This window comes from Tistrella sp. (assembly GCF_002684955.1).
Taxonomy (GTDB): domain Bacteria; phylum Pseudomonadota; class Alphaproteobacteria; order Tistrellales; family Tistrellaceae; genus Tistrella; species Tistrella mobilis.
On record NZ_NYWI01000034.1, the window covers coordinates 287934 to 303850 of the forward strand.

A 15917-nucleotide genomic window follows, 5' to 3' on the forward strand; every position below is an offset into this window, starting at 1 on the left:
GGGCTTCCCCGCCGGCCGGCGCCGCCGGTCCTGGTCTGATCATCCATCATTTTTGCAGCGCGTCATATAGTTGACTTTTCAATAAGGTCGTTTTCAAATGCCTGTCAGGGAGTCGTCGAGGGACACGGGGAGCGCGTCCTGAAAGGCGGCCATTGGCAGGGAGCAGCCGACACATGTCCAACGACCGGACCAACTTCACCCGCAGGAGTTTTCTCCGCAGCACCGCACTCGCGACCGGCGGGCTGATCGCGGCGCCGATGATCATGCGCCACGCCGCCCTGGGCTCGGACGACCCGATCCTGATCGGCAGCCTGCACGACCAGTCGGGCCCGGTCGGCACCTCGGGCGTGCCCATGGTGCGGGCGCTGGAACTGGGCATCGAAGAGGTGAACGCGGCCGGCGGCGTGCTCGGCCGGCCGCTGAAGCTGGTGCACTACGACACCCAGTCGAACATCCAGCTCTACACCCAGTACGCCCAGCAGATCGCGCTCAAGGACAAAGTCGCGGTGATCCATGGCGGCATCACCTCGGCCTCGCGTGAGGCGATCCGGCCGATCTTCGATCGCTACAAGACGCTCTATTTCTACAACACGCTCTACGAGGGCGGCGTCTGCGACCGCAACATCTTCTGCACCGGCACCACCCCGGCCCAGACGGTGGAAAAGCTGGTCCCCTATTCGCTGGAGCGCTGGGGCAAGAAGGTCTACATCCTGGCCGCCGACTATAATTATGGTCAGATCACCGCCAAGTGGATGGAGAAGTACACCCGCGACAATGGCGGCGAGGTGCTGGCCATCGACTTCTTCCCGCTCGACGTGACCAATTTCGGCTCGACGATCAGCAAGATTCAGCAGGCCAAGCCGGATGTGGTGTTCTCGGCCCTGGTCGGCGGCAACCACACCGCCTTTTATCGCCAGTGGGCGGCAGCCGGCCTGAAAGGCTCGATCCCGATCTCGTCGACCACCTTCGGCCTGGTCAACGAGCTGGCGGCGCTGGAGCCTGCGGAAAGCAACGGCATCGTCTCTGGCTATGGCTATTACGAAGAGTTGAAGACCGATGCCAGCGTGAAATTCGTCTCGGCGCTGAAGGAGAAGTTCCCGGGCATCCCCTATATCTCGGAACTGGCGGCCGGCACCTATGAAGGCTTCCATCTCTGGGTCAAGGCGGCGCAGCAGGCGAAGTCGATCGACCGCATGAAGGTGATCGAGGCGCTGGAGACCGGGCTCAGCTTCGACGGCCCCACCGGCAAGGTGACGCTGGACAAGGCGACCCATCATTCGGTGCGCAACGCCTTCCTGGCCGAGGCGAAGGACAAGCTCTGGGACGTGGTGGCGAGCTATCCCGATCAGAAGCCTTCGGATACCGCCGCGGTCTGCGATCTGGTCAAGAATCCGAACGACAACAAGCAGTATGTGATCTCGCTCTGACCCGGGGGACAGGCTCATGGATCTCGCAGCCGTCCTGACCCTGGATGTGCTGAACGGCGTGGCCTCGCTGATCCTGCTCTGCACCGGCCTCGCCGTCATCTTCGGGATGATGAAGATCATCAACCTCGCCCATGGCGAATTCCTGATGCTGGGCGCCTATGCCACCGTGGTGGCGGTAGAGGCCGGCATCAATATCTGGATCGCCATGCTCGTGGTCTCGCCGGTCTTCGTGGGGCTGGTCGGGCTGGTCGTGGAACGCACCTTCATCCGCCTGCTCTATGGCCGGCTGGTGGATTCGATGCTCGCCACCTGGGGCCTGAGCCTGTTCCTCGTCGGCCTGATCACCACGATCTTCGGCAACACGATCAAAAGCGTGCCGTCGCCCTTGGGCGGCTTCACCATCGGCGCCTATCGCAGCAGCCTCTACACCGTCTTTCTGGTGGCGGTGGCGATCACCCTTCTCGGCGGGCTCTGGCTGCTGATGCGCCGCACCCGCTTCGGCCTGATCGCGCGCGCCACCATGCAGAACCCGGACATGGCCGCGGCCATGGGGGTCAGCCCGCCCCGGGTCTATATGGCGACCTTCGGCCTCGGCGCCGCGATCACCGGGCTTGCCGGCGGGCTGCTGGCGCCGGTGGCGGGCGTGCTGCCGACCATGGGCGCCGCCTATATCGCCAAGGCCTTCATCACCGTCGTGGCGGGCGGCACCTCGATCATCGCCGGCAGCGCCACCGCCTCGGGTCTGTTCGGCTTCATCAACCAGACCGCGTCTTATCTGACCACCCCGGTGATCGGCGAAGTCTTCCTGTTCGTCGCCGCCATCATCCTGATCCGCCTGCTGCCCCAGGGCATTTCCGGGCGCTTCTTCAGGGGGAGCCTCTGATCCATGGGCCTCGACATCCGGACCCTGTCCAAAACCGGCCAGACCATCGGCGTGGTCATCGCCGCCCTGCTGATCGTGTTTATGCCGGCGATGGTCGAGCTGTTCGATCTGATGCAGTACACGATCTTCGTGGTGATGGGCGTGCTGGCGCTCAGCCTCGGCTTCATCTGGGGCTTCGGCGGCATCCTCTCCTTCGGCCAGACCGCCTTTTTCGGCCTGGGCGCCTATACCTTCGCGGTGACCGCGATCAATACCGACGGCAGCTGGGCCGCGGTCGGCCTGGCGGTGCTGGTGCCGGCGGTGTTCGCCGCCATCCTCGGCTACTTCATGTTCTACGGCCGGATCAGCGACGTCTATCTGGGCGTCATCACGCTGACGGTGACGCTGATCCTGTTCAACGTGGTCAACAGCACCGCCGGCGACGCCTATACCATTGGCAACGCGGCGCTCGGCGGCTTCAACGGCATTCCGGCGGTTCCGGGGCTGTCGATGCCCGGCGATCCCGACTTCTTCTTCGGGCCGGAAGAGAACTGGTATCTTTCGGCCGGCTGCCTGCTGCTGGTCTATCTGGCACTGAAGGGGCTGTTGCGCACCCATTTCGGCCGGGTGGTGGTGGCCGTGCGCGAGAACGAAACCCGGGCGGCGCTGCTCGGCTACGACCCGCGGATCTACAAGCTGATGGTCTTCGTGGTCGGCGGTGCGGTGGCGGGGCTGGCCGGCGGGCTGTTCACCAATTGGGGGGCCTTCGTCAGCCCCACCGTGTTCAGCCTGTCGACGGCGGCCCAGATCATCATCTGGGTGACGATCGGCGGTCTCGGCACCCTGGTCGGCCCGGTGCTCGGCTGCTTCATCATGCAGTATCTGGTGATGCAGATCGGCACCCAGCAGACCTTCAATGCCGATCTGGTCATGGGGGCCATACTGCTCGGCTTCGTGATGGCGATCCCGATGGGGCTGGTGCCGCTGATGCGCCTCGGGCTGGTCGGGCTGGTGATGCGGCTGCTGCCCGGCAAGGCCCGCGCATCCGATGCCACCGTCACCGAAACCACGGCTGTCGAGGGGGCGAAGTGACATGACCATCCAGGAAACCACCCCGTCCGACGGCATCCTGCTTCAGACCCGCGACCTCACCATGCGCTTCGGCGGCGTGGTCGCGGTGTCGGAGGTGGACTTCACCCTGCGCGAGCTGGAGTTGCGCTGCCTGATCGGCCCCAATGGCGCCGGCAAGAGCACCTTCTTCAAGATGCTGACCGGCCAGTTGAAGCCGTCGACGGGGGCGATCGCCTTCCGCGGGGCGCCGATCGCGGGCGACGAACCCCATGCCATCGCCCGGCGCGGCATCGGCATCAAGACCCAGGTGCCCAATGTCTTCGACGGGCTTTCGGTGCGCGAACATGTCTGGCTCGCCGCCCGCCGCCAGCATCTGGACCGCAAGGCCCGCGATGTGGCCGACGAGGTGCTGGCGCGGATCCGCATGACCGAACTGGCCGATGCCCAGGTCGGCCGGCTTTCCCATGGTCAGCGGCAATGGGTGGAGATCGGCATGGTGATCGCGGGCGATCCCGAGCTGATCCTGCTCGACGAGCCCGCCGCCGGCATGACCCATGACGAGGTGCTGCGCACCGCCGAGATCATTCGCGACATCAACCGGACAAAGGCGCTGATCGTGGTCGAACACGACATGCAGTTCATCCGGATGATCGCCAAGACCGTGACCGTCTTCAATCAGGGCAAGGTGCTGGTCGAGGCGGGGGTCGATCAGGTGCTGGCGGATCAGCGGGTGCGCGACGTCTATCTCGGCAAGAAGGTGCACTGACATGACCGCATTGCTGGAGGTTCAGGGCCTGAAATCCGGCTATGGCCGGATCCCGATCCTGATGGGCGTCGATTTCACCCTGGGCGCCGGGGAATTCCTCGGCATCCTCGGCCATAACGGCATGGGCAAGACCACGCTGATCCGCACGCTGATGGGCTATCTGCCGGCGACCGGTGGGCGGATCGTGCTCGACGGCCGCGACGTCACCGCCGCGAAGCCGGCGGCCAAGGCTGCGGCCGGCATCGGCTATGTGCCGCAGGGCCGCCAGATCTTCCCGGATCTGTCGGTCTACGAAAACCTGCGCATGGGCCAGGCCGGCAAGAGGCGGGAAAGTCGCGAGGTCATCGATCGGGTGTTGACCATGTTCCCGCGGCTGACCCGGCTGCTCGACCGGCGCGGCGGCGCGCTTTCGGGCGGTGAACAGCAGCTGCTGGCGCTGGCCCGCTGCCTGTGCACCGAACCGCGCATGATCCTGCTCGACGAACCGACCGAGGGCATCCAGCCCAATATCCTGGACGAGATCGTCGAGACCCTGCACGAGCTGCGCCGCCAGACCGGGATCGCCATGATCCTGGTCGAACAGAATCTCGAATTCCTGACCGCCCTCTCGGACCGGCTGCTGATCATCCAGAAAGGGGTGATCACCGACGAGGTCTCGCCGGAGCTGATGGCGGATCCGGAGCGCATCGCCGATTTCGTCGGCATGCACGCCTGACCGACAGGAGACCTCGGACCACCAGTCCCCTGACACCCACGGCCCCCCACACCCACGGCCCCCGCCCGATTTTCCCCAAGAGACGACCGGGCCAGACCCCGGGGAGCATGCAGACCGCCGGCGCGAGAACAGGGACTCGGCGCCGGGCCGCTCCCCCTTTGTCTTTCGCTTCACGTTCAAGGACAACGGAGACCAAGATGTCCGTCACCCGCCCGAATACCGACCAGCTGATCGACCTCGCCGCCGATCTCGGCATGACGCTCTCCGCCGACGAGGCGGCCGAGTATCTCACCCTGATGGCCGGCAATTTCGCCGCCTATGACGCGCTCGACGCGATGCCCGACAATATCCCGGTCGTGAAATACCCCCGCACCCCCGGCTATCGCCCGGAAGGTGCTGAGAACAAATACGGCGCCTGGTATGTGAAGTCGGAAGTGAAGGGTGCCGCCACCGGCAAGCTCGCCGGCAAGACTGTGGTGCTGAAGGACAATGTGGCGCTGGCCGGCGTGCCGATGATGAACGGCGCCTCGACGCTGGAAGGCTATATCCCGGCGCTGGATGCGACCATCGTCACCCGTATGCTGGACGAGGGCGCCACCATCGTCGGCAAGGCGACCTGCGAGTATTTCTGCCTGTCGGGCGGCAGACACACCTCCTCGCCGGCCCCGGTGCACAACCCCTATAAGATGGGTCATATCGCCGGCGGCTCGTCGTCGGGCAGTGCGGCGCTGGTCGCCTGCGGCGAGGTCGACATGGCGATCGGCGGCGATCAGGGCGGCTCGATCCGCATGCCGTCGGCCCTGTGCGGCCTCTATGGCATGAAGCCGACCCATGGCCTGGTGCCCTATACCGGCGTGATGCCGATCGAGGCGACCATCGACCACACCGGCCCGATGACCTCGTCGGTGGCGGACAATGCCCTGATGCTGGAGGTGATCGCCGGCGCCGACGGGCTGGATCCGCGCCAGTATGCGCCGGTGACCGCGCCCTATACCGAGGCGCTGGGCAAGGGCGTCCAGGGCATGAAGATCGCCATCCTGAAGGAGGGTTTCGAGGTCGCAAACGGCGATCCGGCGGTCTACGAGAAGGTGCGCGCCGCGGCGAAGAAGCTGGAAGAGGCGGGCGCGGTGCTCACCGAAATCTCGATCCCCGAACACCACACCGCCGCGGTGATCTGGGGGCCGATCGCGCTGGAAGGTCTGCAGTGGCAGATGATGGCCGGCAACGGCATGGGCATGAACTGGAAGGGGCTCTACAATGTCGGCCTGCTGGATGCCCATGCCGGCTGGCGCCAGCGTGCCGACGAGCTGTCGCCCTCGCTGAAGATCTCGATGTTCGTCGGCGAGTATTTCATCCAGAAGTACAACGGCCGGTTCTACGCCAAGGCGCAGAACATCGCCCGCAAGGTCAAGGCCGCCTATGACGCCGCCTTCGCCGAGTACGACCTGCTGCTGATGCCGACCTGCCCGATCGTGGCCCCGGCCATCCCGGCCGCCGATGCCTCGCTGACCGAGATCATCACCACCGCCTTCTCGGTGCTGGGCAACACCCAGCAGTTCGACGTGACCGGCCATCCGGCGATGACGGTGCCCTGCGGCCTGATCGACGGCCTGCCGGTCGGCATGATGCTGGTCGGCAAGGACTATGCCGAAAGCACCATCTACGCCGCCGCGGCCGCTTTTGAAGCGGCGGGCGACTGGAAGACCTTCTGATCCGAACGACCACGGCGCATCTGAGACAGAGAGCAGAAACGGCAGAGTCAGGGGGCGGTCCTTCGGGGCCGCCCCCTGCCTTTCGAGTGCGGACGGGTGGGGGCCCGCTCGTCACCCGCAGGGCCGTCCTTGTCCGCTCAGGCGCGGGAGAACGGCTCCGCTAAAGAATCTTCGGCAGGTGAGGCTCAGCTCTGGCGCGTCGCCAGCGGCGGCAGATGGATGGCCTGCGGGACAGTGTATTCCAGCAGTCCCTCCATCCCGTTCTCGACCCCGAAACCGCTCTGCTTGTGGCCGGCGAAGGGGGTGTCGGGGCGGATGTTGAGGTTCTGGTTGATCCAGACGGTGCCGGTCTCAAGCCGTTCGGCGATGGCCAGGGCCCCGACCTCATCCGCCGACCAGACCGCGCCGGCCAGGCCATAGGGGCTGTCATTGGCGCGCGCGATCACCTCGTCGACATCCGAGAAGCGCATCATCGGCAGCACCGGGCCGAAGGCCTCTTCCTGGACCACACGCGATGTCTCGGGCGGGTTGTCGACGATGGTCACCGGGATGAAATAGCCCGCCGCCGGCACGTCTGCGCCCTGAAGCAGGGTCAGCCCGTTCCGCCGGGCATCGTCCAGCAGTTCCATCACCCGGTCGAACTGGCGGCGGTTCTGGATCGGCCCCAGAACCGTGCCCTGTTCGGTGCCGTCACCCATCTTCACCGATCGGGCGATCGCAACCAGCCGGTCGCGCAGCGCGTCGTAGATGTCTTCGTGGACATAGAGCCGCTTGGTCGCGACGCAGATCTGGGCGGTGTTGAAGAAGGCGCCGAAAAAGATCTTCTGGGCGACCGCGTCGACATCCACATCGGGCATCACGATCGCCGCATCATTGCCGCCCAATTCCAGGGTCACGCGCTTCAGATCGGCGGCGGCGCTGGCCAGCACCGCCTTGCCGGTGGCGGTGGATCCCGTGAATGAGATCTTGGCGAAACCCGGATGCGCGGTCATCCAGGGGCCCAGCCGGTCGCTGCCGCTGATCACGTTCAGCACGCCCGCCGGCAGCACGTCGCGCAGCAACTCGCCGATCCTGAGCGTGCAGAGCGGGGTGAAGGGCGACGGCTTCAGCACCATGGTGTTGCCGGCCACCAGCGCGGGACCCAGCTTCCACATCGCCAGGCTGACCGGAAAGTTCCAGGGGGCGATCGCGCAGATCACGCCCAGCGGCACGTGGCGGGTGTGGATGCGCTGACCATCCGGCATCTCGGTCAGATGCTCGGGCGGCGTCATGCCGGCCACGACGTCCAGCCAGTCGGCGGCGCCGGTGATTTCCTGCCGGGCGGCCTTCAGCGGCCGTCCCTGTTCGGCGGTGAACAGGCGTGCCAGCTCGTCGGCATGATCGCGCAGCACACGGGCGACGCCCCGCACGGCGGCCTGGCGCTCGGCCACCGGGGTCCGGCGCCAGCTTTCCCAGGCCTGCTGCGCCGTTTCGACCGCCGCGTCCAGCTGCTCGCGGCTGCAGTCCGGGGCCGTAGCGAAGACCTCGCCGGTGGCCGGGTTGATCACCTCGATCACCTGGGATGAGGTCACGCCATGACCGTTGATGGTCATGGTCGGGTTCGGCTGATGGTCCGACATCTCCGGGCCGTCCTTCCTGTCCGGTCTGTGTGGGGCTCTGGTCTCCTCGATGACGTCTGTAGTATACGAACGTATACAAGGCAAGATGCGATGTTCGATCCCCGCATTTTGCGGAATTTGCGGACATGACGTTCAATACGCGGGCTAAGAATCCATCTTGATCGTCGATGACCGTATGATAGTTTACATGCGTACACAAAAATCGGGAGGACGCATGTATACGCAAGGGCGGCCCTACAGGCGCAGGGACGGCATTCCCCATGGCTTCGATGCCATCGTCATCGGCTCGGGCATGGGTGGGCTCGGGGTCGCCTCGGTCCTGGCGCAGCAGGGGATGCGCATGCTGGTGCTGGAGCAGAACGCCGTGATCGGCGGCCTGACCCAGAGCTATGACCGGGCCGGGTATCGCTGGACGGTAGGCATGCATTATATCGGCGACGTCGCATCGCCCCGGACGCTGACCTGGAAGATGTTCGACTACGCGGCCCGGGGCGGGATCCGCTGGGCGCATCTGCCCCCGATCTACAACCGGATGAACATTGCCGGGCGCGAATACCGGATTCCGGCAGGTGTCGAGGCCTATCGCGCGGCGCTCCACGGCTGGTTCCCGCAGGAAGCGCCGGCGATCGACCGCTATCTGGAGCTTCTGGCGGCGGCATCGAAATCCTCGGCTCCCTTCTTCGCCCTGAAGGCTTATCCGGCAGACCGGCCGATGCCGGCGCTGGAAGCGATGACCGGCCCCTTCCATGATTTCGCCCGGCGCACGACCCGCGAGGTGATCGCCGACCTGACCTCGGATCCGGAACTGACTGCGGTGCTCTGCGCCAACTGGGGCGATTACGGCATCGAACCTGCCCGCAGTTCCTTCGCCATGCATGCGATGCTGGCCAAACACTATATGAACGGCGCCAGCTATCCCCATGGCGGCGGCCGGGCCTTTGCGGATGCGATCGTGCCGGTGATCGAGGCGGCGGGCGGGCTGGTTCTGCACAGTGCCGAGGTGGCGCACATCCTGGTCGAGGACGGCCGGGCGACCGGTGTCGTGATGGCATCGGGTGAAGAGGTGCGCGCAGATGTGGTGATCAGCGGCGCCGGCCTGCGCAACACCTTCGGCCGGCTGATGGCGCCCGAAGCGCGTGCAGCGGCGGGGCTCGATCGCCTGCGCGAGAGCGTGACCTACACCAATACCGTGGTCGGGCTGCATATCGGCCTCGAAGGCGATGCCGCCACGCTCGGCCTTGAACCCGCGAACATCTGGGCCCATCCGGGGACCGATTTCGATGCCAATCTGGCGGCGCACCGTGCCGATTTCGATGCGCCCTTCCCCTTCCACTTCATCACCTTCGCCTCGGCGAAGGACCCGACCTGGAACGAGACCTTCCCGAACCGGTCGACGATCGAGATGCACGCCCTGACCGACTACCGGCATTTCGCCCGCTGGCAGGGCACGCGGTGGATGAAGCGCGGGGCCGATTACGAGGCGATGAAGGCCAGAGTGCAGGAACGCCTGCTTGCCGATCTTTATCGCCTTGTACCTGCGACCCGCGGTGCCGTGCGCTATGTCGAGGTCTCGACCCCATTGACCTACGAGACCTTCGTCCGTCAGCAATACGGCGATTTTCTGGGGATCGAAAGCTCGCCGCAGCGCTATGAACAGGACTGGCTGCGGGCGCAGACCCCCGTACCGGGCCTGTATCTGACTGGACAGGACGTGACCAGCGACGGCATCATCGGCGCGTTGTTCGGTGGTGTGCTCTGTGCCTCTGCCGTCACTGGCAGGGACATGGTCGATGAGATCAAGAAGGCGCCGATTTTCGCTCAGGACGTCTCATGACTGAGGGCGGGGCTCCGTCGGACACGCGCAGCCGGATCCTCGCCATTGCCGTCGATGCCCTGCTCGACCTGGGGGCGGCGTCGCTGTCGCTGCGGGAGATCGCCAAACGGGCCGGCCTGTCGCCCATGGCGATCTACCGCCATTTCGCCGACAAGGAAGCCCTGATGCGTGCCCTCATAGAGGAGGGCTTCCGGATCTATGAAGGCTATCTCTCGATCGAACGCCGGGAGGCGGATCCGGTCCGCCATCTGGAGGCGCTGGCGGCCCGCGTCTTCGACTTCGCAATCGAGAAGAGCGCTTATTTCGAACTGATGTTCCTGTCGTCCGGCACGCTGAGCGGGCTGAAGGACCGGCGCCCGATCGAGGGGATCCATCTGCCCACCTACGACGTGGCCCGCGATGCCATACGGGAATGCGTCGAGGCCGGCCGGCTTCAGGCCGGCAATCTGCGCCATGTGACGACCGACCTGCTGGCCTACTGCATCGGGTTCGGCGCGTTCTACCTGTCGGGTGCGATCACCTCCGATCCGGTGGTCGCGCGGCGGCAGTTCGCAGACGGGTTCAGGCGGATGGTCACCTTGATGTCAAAACCAGACCACCCCCATGGAGGAGATGCCCCGTGACCGCTTATGTCGTGATGATCCGCGAAAAGATGCGCGACGAAGACGCCTTCAAGGACTATGCCGCCGGCGCCCGTGCCGCGCGCGGCGACCACCCCATCACCCCGCTCGCCTTCTATGGCCCCCATCAGGTGCTGGAAGGTGCGGCGGCGGAAGGCGTGGTGATCCTGTCCTTCCCCGACATGGATGCCGCCCGCGCCTGGTATGACAGCCCGGCCTATGCCGAGGCCCGCGCCCATCGCTATCGCGCGGCCGATTACCGCGTGCTGATGGTGGAAGGCGTCTGATCGGGCGCCGCCTGCATCCGGGCGACCCTATGCCGGCGGCGCGCTTCGCTTGCAGAAATGCTCCAGCAGTTCCGCGAAGTTCCGCGGCGTCGGGTCGTCCATCAACACGTCGAAAGTGCGCCGAAGCTCTTCCTCCTGCCGGTCGAGCATCGGGCGCAGCGTCTTCAGAAGGGCGGCGCCTTTCTGGGTCAGCAGCACGCGGACCCGGCGGCGATCGGCCGGATCGGCGGCCCGATAGACCAGGCTGTCCGAGATCATCCGATCGATGACCTTGGTCAGGGTCGAGGCATCGATCAGAATCGTTCGGGCGATTTCCGACATGCTGAGCCCGTCGGCCGCATCGTCGGAGGCCAGCGTCTGAAGGACCCGGAGCTGGTCGACCGGCAGCTTCAGCGGCCGCAGATTCTCTTCCAGCTCGCGTTCGAGCTGGCGGTTCAGGTTCGCGACCAGAAAGCCGATGGTCGTTTGGAGAGACTCGCCGGACATCACTGTTTCCTTGTCGTTTCCCGGGCGGGGCCGGAAGACGGTGTATTCATATCAGACTCCTCAGAACCGGGCGACGACATCGAAGGACCACCCGTCTGCCGCTGCGATATAGACCGGCAGGCGCTGCGAGAGCGTGCCGGTGGCGGTGTCGAACCGGGCGGATCGATATTCCACCCCATGCGGCGGCAGGCTCAGCAGGCGGCGCGGGTCGGCGGACCGGCACCGGCCGATGAGGCCGAGCGCGAAGCTGACGCCTTCATAGCAGGATTGCCCATAAGCATTGGGGATCGGCGCCAGGCTTCCGAAGGACGACCAGTAGCGTTCCATGAACGCGGTATTGGGCGCAGTCCGGGCCGCGGCGAAATAGCAGGCCCCGGCGAACAGCCCTTCCATCGCTGCGGGTGAGAGGCTGGTGAGGATGGTTTCGTCGGTGGCGATGGCGCATCTCGGGATCCGGCCGGCAAGACCGGCCTCGCCATAGATGCGGTAGAAGGGGATGCCCTGATCCCCGACCAGAAAGCAGAGAACGACGTCGGGATCCGCCTTGCGGATGTCTTCGACGGCGCGCCGGTCCCAGTCTTCCGGCGCATCCAGCGGCCGGGACAGCATGCCGACCACGGTGCCGCCCGCCGCCGCGATCATCCGTCCGGTCATCGGCATGGTCCGCTGCGGCCAGCGATAGTCGCTGCCGATCATCAGGAACCGGCGCGCCTGAAAGCGCTGCTCGATCCAGGCGAGCATGGGCGGGATCAGGCGGTCATCGGTGGCGCTGAGCGCAATGGTCGGCTCGGGCGCGTCCATTTCATAGTTCGGCGTATAGATGAAGGGCACACGCCCGGCGATCGCGAACGAGATCCGCCGCCGGGCATTGGATGCCACCATGGCGACGATCACCGAGACATTGTCGATCTCGACCAGATCCCGGGCGATGCGCGCCGCCACGGCCGGATCCCAGCCGGCATCCCGCACCACCAGGTTGACCTCCCGGCCATGGACGCCCCCGGCGGCGTTTGTCTCGGCGGCGCTCAGGATGGCGCCGTTCAGACAGGATGGCGCCCAGATACCGGTCGGGCCGCTTTGCGAGATCAGCAATCCGATATTCACTTTGGACATGGTCACCGGCCCCCGCTGATTTGTTTTCAGCATAGAAACCACCTGAATCATCTTCAAGGCTCCCGGTCAGTGATTGGTCTGTCGGCTTGCCTGTGCGGGGCGCTGCGGGCGGGGCGGGACTCATCTGCGGCGCGCCCCACATGTTCAGGGGTGATCCACCGACATACAAATATATTTCCTTTGCAATAGTGTCATCTGACAATTATGAATAAGACAGCACCCGACGCGGCAGCCGGGGCCATGATCCCGGGAAGGCGCGCGGGGGAAGAGCGCGTCCTGAGTGGATGACATGCGCGCGGGTGCTCTCCATAAAAAATCAGGAGGCGGACGATGCACATCGAACCGGGCATCGTGGATGGCGCAAAGGCCATCCTGGGATACGCGACGGCGGCCGGGGCAGGGCTGGCGACGCTCAAATTCGGTTATGACGAGATCAGAAACCGCGGCGGCGCGTCACTCGCCGCCCGCAGCGGCATCGCGGCGGCCGTCGTGCTTGGTCTTTTCCAGCTGCTGCCGCATCCGGCGGTCGGCGTGTCGGAGGTTCATCTGATCCTCGGCTCCACGCTGTTTCTGATGTTCGGCCTCGCCCCTGCGGCCATCGGCCTGGCATCGGGGCTGCTGGTGCAGGGGCTGCTCTTCGCGCCCTTCGATCTGCCGCAATATGGCATGAACGTCACGACGCTTCTGGTGCCGCTCTTTGCGCTGTCCTGGGCCGCGCGGCGTCTGATCGCCCCGGGCACGCCCTATGTCGACCTCTCCTATCGTCAGGTGCTCGCGCTTTCGGCCACCTACCAGGCCGGCATCGTCTCGTGGGTGGCGTTCTGGGTGTTTTACGGCCAGGGCGGCGAGCTTTCGGTTCTGCAGTCGGTCTCGGCGTTCGGGGCGGCCTATCTGGCGGTCATTCTGGCCGAACCTCTGATCGATCTGGGCGTGCTGGCGCTCGCGAAGTCGCTCCGCAACGGCATGCTGCTGGAGCGTCGTCTCCACGCGCCGGCCTGATGATGGTCCCGGGACCGGTCCTGCAGCAGGGAGATAAGCCATGAACGGTATTCACGACCTCGGCGGCATCGACGGGATGGGGCCGGTCGGCCCCACTGCCTGGGAGCCGCCCTATCATGCCGAATGGGAAAAGGCGGCCTGGGCGCTGTTCCCCTTCGCGGCCCGGGCCGGGATGTTCGGCCTGGACGAATTCCGCAAGCATCTGGAGGGGATGCACCCGCTCCATTATCTCACCGCCTTCTATTACGAGCATTGGGTGGATGCGGTCGAACGGATCGGCTGCGAGAAGGGTCATTGGACCCGCGAGGAGCTGGACAAGCGGACGGCCTATTATCTTCAGTATCCGGATGCGCCATTGCCGCCGAATGACGACCCGGCCCTCGTCGACTTCGCCGACCAGGCCATCCAGAACGGCTTCCCGGCGGCCCGGCAGATCGAGGCGGCGCCGAAATTCCGGATCGGTGACAAAGTCGTCGTCGATGCCTCGGTGCCCCGCCATCACCATCGCAGGCCCCGCTATGCCATGGGGCGTGTCGGCGAGATCGTGATGCATCACGGCGCCCATGTCTTTCCCGACACCACCGCCGCCGGCGGCGGAGAGACCGCCGAACATCTCTACACCGTCCGCTTCGCCCAGTCGGAACTCTATGGGGCGGCGCATGCAGATCCCAATGCATGCCAGCATGTCGACATGTGGGAGCCCTACATCACCCTGGCGCGGTCCTGAAGGGAGGACGATGCATGACCCGAGTCAATCTGGTCTACACACCCCGCAGCGAGGAAGAGATCGCGGCCCGCGTGAAGGCGATCGAGGCCATCCTGATCGAAGGCGGGCTGATGTCGGAAGCGGGTGTCGACCGCTTCGCCGCCGTCTATGAAAACGAGGTCGGCCCGCGGCTCGGCGCCTCTGTGGTGGCCAGGGCCTGGACCGATCCCGAGTTCAAGGCCCGGCTTCTGGCGGACGCCAGTGCCGCCTGCCACGAACTGGGGATCGGCGGCCTGCAGGGCGAGCACATGATCGTCGTCGAGAACACCGACACGATCCATAACGTCGTCGTGTGCTCGCTCTGCTCCTGCTATCCCTGGCCCGTGCTCGGCCTGCCGCCGAACTGGTTCAAGTCGATGCCCTATCGCGCCCGCATCATCCGCGAGCCGCGCCTCTGCCTGAAAGAGGATTTCCGGCTCGACATCCCGCAGGAAACCGAGATCCGGGTGTGGGATTCGAATTCCGAAATCCGCTACTGGGTGCTGCCGCAGCGCCCCGCGGGCACCGACGGGATGGGGGCTGACGAGCTTGCGGCCCTGGTCACCCGGGATTCGATGATCGGCACCGGCTTCCCCCGGGCGGCCTGAACGACCGGCAAGGGACATCGCAGATGATGCCTGTATCGACAAGTTGCAGCACCGATCTGGCCGTTCTGCTTGAACGGCGCGAGGGGCAGGTGCCCTTCGACAAGCCCTGGGAATTGCGGGCCTTCGCCATCGCCGTTGCCGCCTGCGAGGCGGGCGAATTCGCCTGGGGCGAATTTCAGGAAGCGCTGACCGATGCGATCCGCAACTGGGAGGCGGCCAATCCTGGGTTCGGGCCCGAGCAGTGGAACTATTACGAGCACTTCGTCACGGCGCTGGAAGTGGTCCTCGCGCAGCATCGGCGGCTTGCCGCCGATGGGTTGGATGACCGGGCGCGGCACATCCTCTCGACGCCACCGCACAAGCACCATGTCGCCCGCTACGATCCGATCACGATCGACCGCGCGGGCATCTGAGAAGAAGCGTCGGGGACGCAACCGCATCCGTTCCCGACGCTTCATCTTGCGTCGACGGCATTCTATCCTCGGGAGAGTGCCTCTCGCAGAGAGGTGCAGTTGCCGTGAGGAGATGCCCTTTATGACCGCCCCTGTCGAGGCTTCCCCCCATCTCGATCCGGCGCCGATGCGCCCGCTCGGCCCCGCCGATATTCCGCCGCTCGCCCGGCTCTGGCATCAGGGCTGGCGCGACGGACATCTGGCATCGGCGTCGGCGGGGCTTGCCCGGGCGCGGCGGCTGGAGAGTTTCCTGGCCCGCCTTGAAGCAGCGCCCGCGGGCGAGATCCAGGTCACCGGGCCGGAGGGGAAACCCTCGGGCTTCTTCTGGCTGAAGGGCTCCTGCCTCGACCAGTTCTATGTCGACCCCGCCCTGCGTGGCCAGGGGCTGGCGATGCCGCTGATCGCCGCCGCCGAAGCCCGGCTGGCCGCCGCCGGTGTCGAGACCGCCTGGCTGCTCTGCGTGGTGGGAAACGACCGCGCCGCGCGCTTCTATGAAAAGGCGGGCTGGCATCGCGCCGCCACCACGCCCATGCAGCTTCAGACGGCCGACGGCCCGTTCGAGATCGTGGTCTGGCGTTACGAGAAGCGATTGCTGCCCTAG

General features: G+C 65.7%; 17 protein-coding genes. 14 read left to right on the plus strand and 3 right to left on the minus strand.

Features of this window, described 5'->3' with window-relative positions:
- The first annotated feature begins 173 nt into the window (after nucleotides 1-173).
- From CMO28_RS12045 to CMO28_RS12070, 6 genes are all read left to right on the plus strand, one after another.
- The gene (locus tag CMO28_RS12045; protein WP_296713742.1) at nucleotides 174-1427 is read left to right on the plus strand and encodes an ABC transporter substrate-binding protein; all 1254 of its coding nucleotides are present in this window, start codon (nucleotides 174-176) and stop codon (nucleotides 1425-1427) included.
- Nucleotides 1428-1443: 16 nt separating this feature from the next.
- Nucleotides 1444-2310, plus strand: coding sequence for an ABC transporter permease subunit (locus tag CMO28_RS12050; protein ID WP_062764441.1), 867 nt, complete (start codon nucleotides 1444-1446; stop codon nucleotides 2308-2310).
- Nucleotides 2311-2313: 3 nt separating this feature from the next.
- Nucleotides 2314-3381: an ABC transporter permease subunit gene (locus CMO28_RS12055; protein ID WP_062764443.1), complete on the plus strand. Its 1068-nt coding sequence runs from the start codon at nucleotides 2314-2316 to the stop codon at nucleotides 3379-3381.
- Between the two features lies 1 nt (nucleotide 3382).
- Nucleotides 3383-4126 carry an ATP-binding cassette domain-containing protein gene (locus CMO28_RS12060; protein ID WP_014753166.1) on the plus strand — a complete coding sequence of 248 codons (744 nt, stop codon included), beginning with the start codon at nucleotides 3383-3385 and terminating at the stop codon, nucleotides 4124-4126.
- A 1-nt stretch (nucleotide 4127) separates the two neighbouring features.
- A complete protein-coding gene (locus CMO28_RS12065) occupies nucleotides 4128-4841 on the plus strand; it encodes an ABC transporter ATP-binding protein (RefSeq protein WP_296713744.1) in 714 nt (237 codons plus the stop codon).
- A 197-nt stretch (nucleotides 4842-5038) separates the two neighbouring features.
- Entirely contained in the window at nucleotides 5039-6553 is a 1515-nt protein-coding gene (locus CMO28_RS12070; protein ID WP_296713746.1) for an amidase, read from the plus strand.
- A gap of 185 nt (nucleotides 6554-6738) precedes the next feature.
- Here CMO28_RS12070 and CMO28_RS12075 read toward each other — a convergent pair whose 3' ends face one another.
- Nucleotides 6739-8172, minus strand: coding sequence for an aldehyde dehydrogenase family protein (locus tag CMO28_RS12075; protein ID WP_296713747.1), 1434 nt, complete (start codon nucleotides 8170-8172; stop codon nucleotides 6739-6741).
- A gap of 214 nt (nucleotides 8173-8386) precedes the next feature.
- On the opposite strand from CMO28_RS12075, the gene CMO28_RS12080 reads away from it, so the two are divergent.
- Genes CMO28_RS12080 through CMO28_RS12090 form a run of 3 tightly spaced genes read left to right on the plus strand, consistent with a single transcriptional unit; the run spans nucleotide 8387 to nucleotide 10913 of the window.
- On the plus strand, nucleotides 8387-10006 hold the full coding sequence (locus CMO28_RS12080; RefSeq protein WP_296713749.1) for a phytoene desaturase family protein: 1620 nt from the start codon (nucleotides 8387-8389) through the stop codon (nucleotides 10004-10006).
- A complete protein-coding gene (locus CMO28_RS12085; RefSeq protein WP_296713751.1) occupies nucleotides 10003-10629 on the plus strand; it encodes a TetR/AcrR family transcriptional regulator in 627 nt (208 codons plus the stop codon). Before CMO28_RS12080 ends, CMO28_RS12085 begins: the two co-directional genes overlap by 4 nt.
- Nucleotides 10626-10913: a DUF1330 domain-containing protein gene (locus CMO28_RS12090; RefSeq protein WP_296713753.1), complete on the plus strand. Its 288-nt coding sequence runs from the start codon at nucleotides 10626-10628 to the stop codon at nucleotides 10911-10913. The genes CMO28_RS12085 and CMO28_RS12090 overlap by 4 nt, the downstream gene beginning before the upstream one ends.
- Nucleotides 10914-10940: 27 nt before the next feature.
- On the opposite strand, the gene CMO28_RS12095 is transcribed toward CMO28_RS12090, so the two are convergent.
- Nucleotides 10941-11399 (minus strand): MarR family winged helix-turn-helix transcriptional regulator, encoded by a 459-nt coding sequence (locus CMO28_RS12095; protein ID WP_296713755.1) that lies wholly within the window; start codon nucleotides 11397-11399, stop codon nucleotides 10941-10943.
- 60 nt (nucleotides 11400-11459) lie between these two features.
- Entirely contained in the window at nucleotides 11460-12512 is a 1053-nt protein-coding gene (locus tag CMO28_RS12100; RefSeq protein WP_231889425.1) for a substrate-binding domain-containing protein, read from the minus strand.
- A 330-nt stretch (nucleotides 12513-12842) separates the two neighbouring features.
- On the opposite strand from CMO28_RS12100, the gene CMO28_RS12105 reads away from it, so the two are divergent.
- The 5 genes from CMO28_RS12105 to CMO28_RS12125 all read left to right on the plus strand — a co-directional run bounded on the left by CMO28_RS12105 (nucleotide 12843) and on the right by CMO28_RS12125 (nucleotide 15917).
- Nucleotides 12843-13511: an energy-coupling factor ABC transporter permease gene (locus tag CMO28_RS12105; RefSeq protein WP_296713759.1), complete on the plus strand. Its 669-nt coding sequence runs from the start codon at nucleotides 12843-12845 to the stop codon at nucleotides 13509-13511.
- Nucleotides 13512-13551: 40 nt separating this feature from the next.
- Complete coding sequence (gene nthB / locus CMO28_RS12110) at nucleotides 13552-14238, plus strand: nitrile hydratase subunit beta (protein ID WP_296713761.1); 687 nt, start codon at nucleotides 13552-13554, stop codon at nucleotides 14236-14238.
- Nucleotides 14239-14252: 14 nt separating this feature from the next.
- Entirely contained in the window at nucleotides 14253-14864 is a 612-nt protein-coding gene (gene nthA, locus CMO28_RS12115; RefSeq protein WP_014753155.1) for a nitrile hydratase subunit alpha, read from the plus strand.
- Between the two features lie 23 nt (nucleotides 14865-14887).
- Nucleotides 14888-15277, plus strand: a complete 390-nt coding sequence (locus tag CMO28_RS12120; protein WP_296713763.1) for a nitrile hydratase accessory protein — start codon at nucleotides 14888-14890, stop codon at nucleotides 15275-15277.
- A gap of 121 nt (nucleotides 15278-15398) precedes the next feature.
- Nucleotides 15399-15917 carry a GNAT family N-acetyltransferase gene (locus tag CMO28_RS12125; protein WP_296713766.1) on the plus strand — a complete coding sequence of 173 codons (519 nt, stop codon included), beginning with the start codon at nucleotides 15399-15401 and terminating at the stop codon, nucleotides 15915-15917.

Bases quoted from the DNA above. Each gene is read 5' to 3' on its own strand.
- CMO28_RS12060 (WP_014753166.1), top strand. From the start codon at position 3,383: ATGACCATCCAGGAAACCACCCCGTCCGACGGCATCCTGCTTCAGACC.
- CMO28_RS12065 (WP_296713744.1), top strand. From the start codon at position 4,128: ATGACCGCATTGCTGGAGGTTCAGGGCCTGAAATCCGGCTATGGCCGG.
- CMO28_RS12045 (WP_296713742.1), top strand. From the start codon at position 174: ATGTCCAACGACCGGACCAACTTCACCCGCAGGAGTTTTCTCCGCAGC.
- nthB (WP_296713761.1), top strand. From the start codon at position 13,552: ATGAACGGTATTCACGACCTCGGCGGCATCGACGGGATGGGGCCGGTC.
- CMO28_RS12080 (WP_296713749.1), top strand. From the start codon at position 8,387: ATGTATACGCAAGGGCGGCCCTACAGGCGCAGGGACGGCATTCCCCAT.
- CMO28_RS12075 (WP_296713747.1), bottom strand. From the start codon at position 8,172: ATGTCGGACCATCAGCCGAACCCGACCATGACCATCAACGGTCATGGC.
- CMO28_RS12070 (WP_296713746.1), top strand. From the start codon at position 5,039: ATGTCCGTCACCCGCCCGAATACCGACCAGCTGATCGACCTCGCCGCC.
- CMO28_RS12125 (WP_296713766.1), top strand. From the start codon at position 15,399: ATGACCGCCCCTGTCGAGGCTTCCCCCCATCTCGATCCGGCGCCGATG.
- nthA (WP_014753155.1), top strand. From the start codon at position 14,253: ATGACCCGAGTCAATCTGGTCTACACACCCCGCAGCGAGGAAGAGATC.
- CMO28_RS12085 (WP_296713751.1), top strand. From the start codon at position 10,003: ATGACTGAGGGCGGGGCTCCGTCGGACACGCGCAGCCGGATCCTCGCC.
- CMO28_RS12095 (WP_296713755.1), bottom strand. From the start codon at position 11,399: ATGTCCGGCGAGTCTCTCCAAACGACCATCGGCTTTCTGGTCGCGAAC.
- CMO28_RS12120 (WP_296713763.1), top strand. From the start codon at position 14,888: ATGATGCCTGTATCGACAAGTTGCAGCACCGATCTGGCCGTTCTGCTT.
- CMO28_RS12105 (WP_296713759.1), top strand. From the start codon at position 12,843: ATGCACATCGAACCGGGCATCGTGGATGGCGCAAAGGCCATCCTGGGA.
- CMO28_RS12055 (WP_062764443.1), top strand. From the start codon at position 2,314: ATGGGCCTCGACATCCGGACCCTGTCCAAAACCGGCCAGACCATCGGC.
- CMO28_RS12050 (WP_062764441.1), top strand. From the start codon at position 1,444: ATGGATCTCGCAGCCGTCCTGACCCTGGATGTGCTGAACGGCGTGGCC.
- CMO28_RS12100 (WP_231889425.1), bottom strand. From the start codon at position 12,512: ATGTCCAAAGTGAATATCGGATTGCTGATCTCGCAAAGCGGCCCGACC.